The organism is Streptomyces sp. NPDC048650 (assembly GCF_043199095.1).
Taxonomy (GTDB): Bacteria; Actinomycetota; Actinomycetes; order Streptomycetales; family Streptomycetaceae; genus Streptomyces.
The window spans coordinates 1-9,859 of sequence record NZ_JBICVM010000032.1 but is presented as its reverse complement, the minus strand read 5'-3'; the positions used below and the strand labels follow the sequence as shown (position 1 = coordinate 9,859).

Annotated in this window: 2 protein-coding genes; both read left to right on the top strand. The window is 72.9% G+C overall.

Annotated elements, in window-relative coordinates; genetic code table 11:
• The first annotated feature begins 219 nt into the window (after positions 1-219).
• Positions 220-8,991: an SDR family NAD(P)-dependent oxidoreductase gene (locus ACGFML_RS38045; RefSeq protein ID WP_393550527.1), complete on the top strand. Its 8,772-nt coding sequence runs from the start codon at positions 220-222 to the stop codon at positions 8,989-8,991.
• 50 nt (positions 8,992-9,041) lie between these two features.
• A partial coding sequence (locus tag ACGFML_RS38040; RefSeq protein WP_393550525.1) for a beta-ketoacyl synthase N-terminal-like domain-containing protein occupies positions 9,042-9,859 on the top strand: 818 nt, incomplete at its 3' end.

Below are 9,859 nucleotides of genomic sequence, written 5' to 3'. Positions count from 1 at the left end.
CGGCAGCGGGTGTGTTTCGACGAGGCCGTTGATGCGTTGTTGGGTGATGGCTTTGGTGTGTTTGTGGAGGCCAGTGCGCATCCGGTGTTGACGATTGGGGTGGAGGAGCTCGCGGCTCGTGCGGGGCGGGATGATGTGGTGGCGGTGGGCACGTTGCGGCGTGGTGAGGGTGGCCTGCGTCGGTTGTGGACGTCGATGGCGGAGGCATTCGTCCGCGGTGTGTCTGTTGACTGGAAGGCGGCATACACCGGGCACGGGATCGCAGCCGACCGCATCGATCTGCCGACTTACCCCTTCCAACGCCAGCACTACTGGCTCGAATCGGCCGAACGCGTCAGCACTGACGACCTCACCTACCGCGTGTCATGGAAGGCGCTGCGTGACGACGAGAGCGGGGCGCGGCTCTCGGGGCGTTGGCTGCTGCTCCTGCCGGAGTTGCCTCAGGAGTCTCCGTTCGTGACGCAGACGGCGGACGGCATGGCCCGCGCTCTGGCCGGGCGAGGTGCCGAGGTCATGACGCTGGCCATGGATCCGGCCGCCGACCGTTCCCGCATGGGTGCGCTGCTTGTGGAGGCGGCCGAGGCGCCGACCGGTGCTCCGCTTCAGGGCGTCGTTTCGCTCCTCGCGTTGTCCGAGGGGACACACCCCGACCCAACCGGTCTCTCGTTCGGCGTGGCCGCGACATTCACGTTGATCCAGGCGGTGAACGACGCCGACCTCGGTGTCCGCCTCTGGACCCTCACCCGGAACGCGGTGAGCGCGCTGCCCAGGGAGGAACCGTCCGCCGAGCAGGCGCAGATCTGGGGCCTCGGCCGGGTGGCGGCTCTGGAGTCCCCCCACACCTGGGGCGGACTGCTCGACTTCCGCGCCGACGACGACCGCTCCGACCACGACGACCGCTCCGCGGCCGGTCCGGACGCACGGTCCTTCCTGCGTGCGGCCGCTGTTCTGGCGTGCCCCGGCAGCGAGGACCAGCTGGCGATTCGCGGCTCGGGCGTTTACGGCCGCAGGCTCGTGCGTGCCACGGCTGATCCGGCTGCGCGTGACTGGCAGCCCCGCGGCACGGTACTGGTGGTCGGGGAGGTCGCTCAGGCGGCGGAGCCGCTGGCCCGGGGCCTGCTCGCCGGCGGCGCCGAGCACGTCGTCATCGCCGGTCCGGCTGCTTCCCTCCCGAGTGGGATCCCCGACGAAGGTGCCGACGGGATTCATGGGGAAGCGCGCGTCAGCGTGGTGCCCTGCGATGTGGCGGACGACGCCGCTCTGCGCGCGCTGATTGCCGGCCAGGCGCCGGTCGCAGTGCTGGCCGTTCCGCCGGCGGTACCGCTGAGCGCGCTGTCCGAGACCACCCCGGAAGCGTTCGCCCGAGCGGTGCGCACCAAGACGGACCTGGTGGACCGGCTGGACGCCCTGCTGGAGGGCACGGAACTCGACGCGTTCGTCGTCTCCTCCTCCGTAGCCGGTGTGTGGGGCGGTCCTGGGCAGTGCGGCTACGCGGCCGGTACGGCCCATCTGGACGCGTTCGCCGAACAGCGGCGGGTCCGGGGTCTGCCGGTCACCTCGCTCGCCTGGACACCGTGGCATGAGGCTCCCGAAGCGGCCGGTGGGTCTTCGGCCGCGCCGTCGACGGTGGTCGCCGAGATGTACCGGGCCGGACTCACCCCGCTCGACCCCCGGCGCGCCGTGGAGGCGCTCGTCCGTGCCGTGGGACGAGGCGCGAGCGGTGCGGCCGTCGCCGAGGTGGACTGGGAGCGGTTCGCCGCTGCTCGTGAGGCCGTACGGCCGTCCGCGCTCTTCGACGAGCTTCTCGGCACCCGCGGACTCCGGGCCGCCGCGGACAGCGGCACCGGGCCGGACACGGGCGCTGCTGCGACGCACGGCATCGACGGCTCCGACGGTCCTGACGCCCCCGAGGTGGTTCGGCTGCTCGCGGGCAAGTCCGAAGAGGAGCAACTCAGGGGCCTGCTGCGGCTGGTACGCACCCAGGCGGCGATCGTGCTTGGCCAACCCTCGCTCGAAGCGGTCGACGCCAGGAAGCCGTTCAAGGACCTGGGCTTCAACTCCCTGACCGCCGTCGAACTGCGCAACCGACTCAGGACGGCCACCGGCCTGACGCTCTCCGCATCCCTCATTTTCGACCACCCCGACCCGGCCGCCCTCGCGCGCCATCTGCGGGAGCATGCGCTGGGAGACGCCGCCGTCGGCGGCGCCGTCGTGCCGGTCGCCGAGCCCGCCGCCCGGCGCGTCCACGACTCCGAGCCCATTGCCATCGTGGCGATGGCGTGCCGCTTCCCCGGCGGTGTGTCCACCCCCGAGGAGCTGTGGCGACTGCTGCGGGACGGGGGCGACGCGATCGGCGGATTCCCCGACGACCGGGGCTGGAACCTGGGGGAGCTGTACGACACCGACCCGGAGGCGGGTGGGCGCACCTATGTCCAGGAAGGCGGGTTCCTGCACGGGGCACCGGACTTCGACCCGGCCTTCTTCGGTATCTCGCCGCGTGAGGCGCTGGCGATGGACCCGCAGCAGCGGCTGATGCTGGAAACCTCGTGGGAGGCGTTCGAGCGGGCCGGGATCTCCCCGTCCGAGCTGCGCGGCAGCCGCACCGGCGTGTTCGTCGGCACCAACGGCCAGCACTACCTGGGCCTCCTCCAGAACGGCGAGGAAAGCTTCGACGGTTACCTGGGCACCGGCAACTCGGCGAGCGTGATGTCCGGCCGGATCTCGTACGTCTTCGGCCTCGAAGGCCCGGCCATGACCGTGGACACGGCCTGCTCGGCCTCGTTGGTCGCGCTGCACCTGGCCGTGCAGGCCCTGCGCCGTGGTGAGTGCGCGATGGCTTTGGCGGGCGGTGCGACGGTGATGTCCACGCCCGAGATGCTGGTGGAGTTCTCGCGCCAGAGAGTGCTGTCGCCCGGCGGCCGGTCGCGCGCCTTTGCCGGTGCTGCGGACGGCGTTGTCCTCGGTGAGGGTGCGGGGGTGCTGCTCCTGGAGCGGCTGTCCGACGCGGAGCGGCTCGATCATCCCGTGCTGGCCGTCGTCCGGGGGGCGGCCGTCAACCAGGACGGTGCCAGCAACGGCCTCACCGCGCCCAACGGCCCCTCTCAGCAGCGGGTCATCCGCGACGCGCTCGCCGACGCCGGACTGCGCGCCGAGGACGTCGACGTCGTGGAGGGCCACGGCACCGGAACCCCGCTCGGCGACCCCATCGAGGCCCAGGCCCTCCAGGCGACGTACGGCGCGTCCCGGATGCCCGACAGGCCGCTGTGGCTCGGCTCGGTGAAGTCCAACATCGGGCACGCGCAGGCCGCGGCCGGTGTCGCCGGGGTGATGAAGACGGTTCTCGCCCTGCGCAACGGCACCCTGCCGCGGACTCTGCACGTCGACGAGCCGAGCCCGCGCATCGACTGGTCGCCCGGTACGGTCGCGCTCCTCACCGAGCCGGTGGCGTGGCCCGAGGGCGACACACCGCGCCGCGGCGGGGTGTCGGCCTTCGGCATCAGCGGCACCAATGCGCACGTCCTCATCGAGGAGGCCCCGCGCCCGCTCGACCGTGCCCAGACGCAGACGCAGACGCAGACGCAGACGCAGACGCAGACGGAGCCGCGAGGTGAGCCGCGGGCCGAGTCGCAGCCACGATCGGAACCGGACGGCGTCGCACCGCTGGTGCTCTCCGCCCGTTCGGAGGCCGCCCTGCACGCGCAGGCGGACCGGCTGCGCGCCGCGCTCCTCGACAACCCCGGCATCCGCCCCGAGGACATCGGCCTGACCCTGCTCACGGCCCGGTCCCGGTTCGAGCGCCGGGCCGTGGTCGGCGGGGCGGACCGTGACACGCTGCTCCAGGCCCTGCACGCCCTCGCCCGCGGGCAGGAGCACCCGTCCGTGGCGTACTTCCACGCCGGTCCAGGGGATGGCACGGTATTCGTCTTCCCCGGTCAGGGCTCCCAGTGGCCCGCCATGGCCGAAGGGCTGCTCGACCGTTCGCCCGCCTTCCGCGAGTCCGCCGAAGCGTGCGACGCCGCACTGAGCGCGTTCCTCGACTGGTCGGTCCTGGACGTGCTCCGGCAGGTGCCGGGCGCGCCGTCGCTCAGCCGGGTCGACGTCGTCCAGCCCGTGCTCTTCACCATGATGGTGTCGCTGGCAGCCTGCTGGCGCGCCGCGGGAGTACGGCCCTCGGCCGTCATTGGCCATTCCCAGGGTGAGATCGCCGCCGCCTGTGTCGCGGGTGGGCTCTCCGTGGAGGACGCCGCGAGGATCGTGGCGCTGCGCAGCCAGGCGTGGCTGACCCTCGCGGGCAAGGGCGGCATGATCGCCGTATCACTGCCCGCCGACCAGGTACGCGCCCGGCTGGCGCGGTTCGGCGACCGGCTGTCGGTCGCGGCCGTCAACAGCCCGGGTACGGCGGCCGTGGCGGGCGACCCCGAGTCGCTGCGGGACCTGCTGGCGGAGCTGGAGGCCGACGGCGTGCACGCGCGGGCGATCCCCGGCGTGGACACGGCCGGCCACTCCGCACAGGTGGACGCCCTGCACGAGCGGCTGATGCGGGAACTGGCCCCGGTCGCCCCTCGGTCCGGCGACGTCCCCTTCTACTCGACCGTCACCGGCGGTCTGCTCGACACCGCCGAGCTGGACGCCGCGTACTGGTACCGCAACATGCGTGAGCCGGTGGAGTTCGAGCGGGCCACCCGTGCGCTGCTCGCCGACGGCCATGACGCGTTCCTGGAAACCAGCCCGCACCCGATGCTGGCCGTGTCGCTGGAGCAGACCGTCGCCGCTGTCGGCTCCTCGGCCCCGGTCCTGCACACCCTGCGCCGGGACAAGGGCGGGACGCAGCACTTCGCCCTCGCGCTCGCCTCCGCGTGCGCCCAGGGTGTCGACATCGACGCCGAGGCGCTGTACGGCCCGCAGGCGCGGCGGGTCGACCTGCCCACGTACCCCTTCCAGCGGCAGCGCTACTGGTACCACGCGCCCGCCCGGCGCGGTGACCCGGCTTCCGTCGGGCTGGCAGACGCCGGCCACGCCCTGCTCGGCGCGGGCGTCGAACTCCCCGACTCCGCAGGCCACGTCTACACGGCCCGGCTGGGCACGGACACCCGGTCCTGGCTGGCCGAGCACGCCCTGCTCGGCACGGTCCTGCTGCCCGCCACCGGCTTCGTCGACCTGGTCCTGTGGGCCGGCGGCCAGTCCGGGTGCGGACAGATCGGCGAACTCGCCCTGCAGACACCGTTGGTGCTTCCCGGCGCCGGCACGGACGGCGTGGACCTGCGCGTCCAGGTCGGCCCCGCCGACGAGGAGGGCCACCGCACGGTCACTGTCCACTCCCGGGATACGGGCGTCCCACCGCGGTCGCCCTGGACCCTGCACGCCCAGGCCACCGTCATCCCGGCCGCCACCCGGACCACCGACGCTCCGGGCGCCGACGGACCGGACACCTGGCCGGCGCCTGGTGCCGTATGGCCACCGGCCGGGGCGAAGGCGGTCGGCGTCCCGGACCCCGCCGCCTTCTACGCGGCCTTCGCGGAGCGCGGCTACGACTACGGCACCGCCTTCCAGGGCTTCCGCACCGGTTGGCGCGACGGCGACACTGTGTACGCGGAGGTCGCACTGCCAGGACCGGTCGCCGGCGAAGCGCGTGCCCACGACATCCACCCGGCCCTGCTGGACGCCGCCCTCCAGGCCATGAGCCTGGGCGGGTTCTTCCCCGACGACGGCCAGGCGCGGATGCCGTTCGTCGTGCGCGGAGTACGCCTGTACGCCCCCGGCGCGGACCGCCTGCGCGTCACCGTCTCGCCCGTCGGTGCGGAGGCCGTGCGCCTGGTCTGCGCCGACGGAGAAGGAAGGCCCGTGCTGGCCGTCGACGAGCTCGTCGTGCGTCCGGTACCCGCCGAGCAGCTGGCCGAGCGGGCCGGCGCGCACGGCCCCGGCAGGCGCGGTGACAAGGCGAGCGGTTCCCTGTACCGGGTCGTGTGGGAGAGGCAGACCGAGCCGAGCTCCGCGCCCCTCCAGCACTGGGCCGTTGTCGGGTACGACCACAGCGCACTGACCGGCGCACTGACCAGCGCACTGACCGGCGCCGGGATCGCGTGCGAGGCGTACCGCGACCTGGAAGCACTGTTCGAGGCCTGCTCCACGGGCGGTGCCGCCCCGGACGCCGTCGCCCTCCCGCTCCCGCATCTCCCGGGAGCCCCGGACCCGCGCACCGTGCGCACGATCCTGCGCGCCACCCTGGAGGCGGCCCAGACCTGGCTGAAGGACGCCGGCCGGCTGCCCTCGAAGCTGGTCTTCGTCACCCGCGGTGCCGTCGCCGTCGACCCCGGCGAGACGGTGCGGGACACTGCGGCCGCCGCCGCCTGGGGGCTGGTGCGTTCCGCCCAGTCCGAGGAGCCCGACCGGATGGTGCTGCTCGACCTGGGCGCGGACGACGACACCGTCGACGGCAGCGCGCTGGCCGCGGCACTCGCCTGCGGAGAGCCGCAGATCGCGGTCCGCGGCGCGCACGTCCACACGCCCCGCCTGACGGAGATGGGCCCGGCCACGTCCGACACCCTCCAACTGCCCGACGCCGTCACTGATGCAGACGCCGTCACTGACGCAGACGCAGACGCGGACGCGGACGCCGCCACGGCGTCCGCGAGCGCCGCCGCTTGGCGGCTCGGCACCCGCGGCGACGGCATCCTGGAAGGGCTGCGCCTCGAACCGGCACCCGACACCCTCGCGCCGCTGCTGCCCGGCCAGATACGCGTCTCCGTACGGGCAGCCGGCCTCAACTTCCGCGACACGCTCATCGCGCTCGGCATGTACCCGGGCGACGGCGTCATGGGTGCCGAAGGCGCCGGCGTGGTGACCGAGACCGGTCCCGACGTCACCGGCTTCGCCCCGGGAGACCGGGTGTTGGGCATGTGGACCGGCGGCCTCGGCACCTACGCCGTCGCCGACCACCACATGGTGGCCCGCATCCCGGACGGCTGGTCGTACGCACAGGCCGCTTCCGTCCCGGCCGTCTTCCTCACCGCCCACTACGCCCTCAACCGGCTCGCCCAGGCCCGGCCCGGCCAGTCCCTGCTGATCCACGCGGCCACGGGAGGCGTCGGCATGGCGGCGCTCCAGCTCGCCCGGCACCTCGGCCTGACGGTGTACACCACGGCGAGCAGCCCGAAGTGGGACACCCTGCGCGGCCTCGGCCTGCCTGACCGGCACATTGCGAACTCCCGCACCCTGGACTTCGCCGACCGGTTCCTGGAGGCGACCGGCGGCGAAGGAGTCGACATCGTCCTCAACTCCCTCGCCGGGGACTTCGTCGACGCCTCGCTGCGCCTGCTGCCCCGAGGCGGCCACTTCCTGGAGCTGGGCAAGGCGGACGTTCGGGACCCCCGTGCCATCGCCGAGAGCCACCCCGGCACCCTCTACCGGCCGTTCGACCTCGTCGAGGCGGGCCCGGAGACCGTCGGCGACATGCTGACCGAACTGCTGGAACTGTTCGAGTCCGGGGTCCTGCAACCGCTGCCCCTCACCGTCCACGACATACGCCAGGCCCGGCGCGCCTTCCGCACGCTCAGCCAGGGCAAGCACACCGGCAAGCTGGTCCTCACCCTGCCGGCCGCCCTCGACGCCCACGGCACCGTGCTCCTCACCGGCGGCACGGGAACGCTCGGCAGCGCCGTCGCCCGTCACCTGGTCGGCGAACACGGCGTACGCCACCTCGTCATCGCCGGGCGCCAGGGCCGGCAAGCCGAGGGCGCGGACGAGCTGGTGCAGGAACTCACCGCACTCGGCGCGGAGGTGACCGTACGGGCCTGTGACACGGCCGACCGCGACCAGCTCGCCGTCCTGATCGACACGATCCCGGCCGCGCACCCGCTGTGCGCCGTCGTGCACACCGCCGGCGTCCTGGACGACGGAACGCTGCTCTCGCTCACCCCGGAGCGCCTGGACACCGTCCTCCGGCCCAAGGTCGACGCGGTCCTCAACCTCCACGAGCTGACCCGGGACCTCGACCTGTCCGCCTTCGTCCTGTACTCGTCCTCCTCCGCGCTGTTCGGCAGCCCCGGACAGGGCAGCTACGCCGCGGCGAACGCCTTCGTCGACGCCTTCGCGCAGTACCGGCGCGGGGCGGGGCTTCCCGCCCTGTCCCTCGCCTGGGGCCTGTGGGCCCGCAACAGCCGCATGGCGGGACACCTGGACCAGGGGGACATGCGCCGACGGCTCGCCCGCGGCGGCATCCTGCCCCTGACCGACGCCGAAGGCGTGGCCCTGTTCGACGAGGCGCAGCGCTGGGACGAAGCCCTCCAGGTCCCCATCCGCGTCAACCGGGACGCGCTGCACCAGGGCAAGGTGCCGCCCTTCCTGAGCGGTCTGGTACGGAACGCGCGGCGCGGCTCCCTCCCGGCCTCGGCGACGGCACAGCCGGACACGGCGACGGGGACGGCGGACACGACACTCGGCGACCGGATCGCGCAGCTTCCCCCGGCGGAACAGCGGGCGACCGTCCTGGACGCCGTACGCGCCCATGCGGCCGCCGTGCTCGGCTACGGGGAGGACGGCGAGCTCGCCGCCGACCGCAACTTCCGCGAGCTGGGCTTCGACTCCCTCACGGCGGTCGAACTGCGCAACCGCCTCACCGCCGTCACGGGGCTCCGGCTCAACGCCACCCTGGTGTTCGACCACCCCACCCCCGCCGCCCTCGCCGAGCACCTGCACACCCATCTCGCCCCGGACACTCCCGCGGAGAGCGGGGACGTCTCCCTCACCACCGAACTGGACCGCCTGGAAAAGCTGTTCACCCGCCTCACGGAACCGGGCGGGCTGGACACCGCCCTCCCTGACGGCACGGCACGGCACGAGATCACCAATCGGCTCGCCACCCTGACCGGACTGTGGGACCGGCTCAACGGCACGACGGGCGACCCTGCAGACCCGGAGGCCGACGAGGTGAGCGACACACTCGACGCCGCCGACGACCAAGAGCTCTTCGCGTTCATCGACGAGCGGTTCTGAACCGCCCCCACCGACACCGACCATCCGAAACACCACGGGGTGACGAAAGCATGGCTGACGAGCAGGAGCTCCGCGCCTACCTGAAGCGGACCACCACGGAACTCCACCGCGCCACCACGCGGTGGAAGAAGGCAGAGCAGCGGGCGCACGAGCCGATTGCGATCGTGGGGATGGGGTGCCGGTTCCCGGGTGGGGTGGAGTCGGCGGAGGACCTGTGGGATCTGGTGGAGTCGGGGACGGACGCGGTGTCGCCCTTCCCGGAGAACCGCGGCTGGGACGTCGCGGGCCTCTACGACCCCGACCCCGGCGCCGTGGGCCGTACCTACTGCCGTGAGGGTGGTTTTCTGCATGGTGCGGGGGATTTTGATGCGGGGTTCTTCGGTATTTCGCCGCGTGAGGCGGTGGCGATGGATCCGCAGCAGCGGTTGTTGCTGGAGACGTCGTGGGAGGCGTTGGAGGGGGCGGGCATCGACCCGCGCAGCCTGCGCGGCAGCCGCACCGGCGTCTATGTCGGCGCCTGGGACGGCGGCTACACCCGGGACGTCGACGTCTCCTCGGCCGAACTGGAAGGTGACCTCCTGACCGGCGGGGTCGTGAGCTTCAGCTCGGGTCGGGTGTCGTATGCGTTGGGGCTTGAGGGTCCTGCGGTGTCGGTGGATACGGCGTGTTCGTCGTCGTTGGTGGCGTTGCATTTGGCGGTGCAGGCGCTGCGGCGGGGCGAGTGCGACCTGGCTCTGGCCGGCGGCGTCACCGTCATGGCAGCGCCTGGGCTCTTCGTGGAGTTTTCGCGGCAGCGGGGGTTGTCGGTTGATGGGCGGTGCAAGGCGTTCTCGGATGCGGCTGATGGGACTGGGTGGGCCGAGGGTGC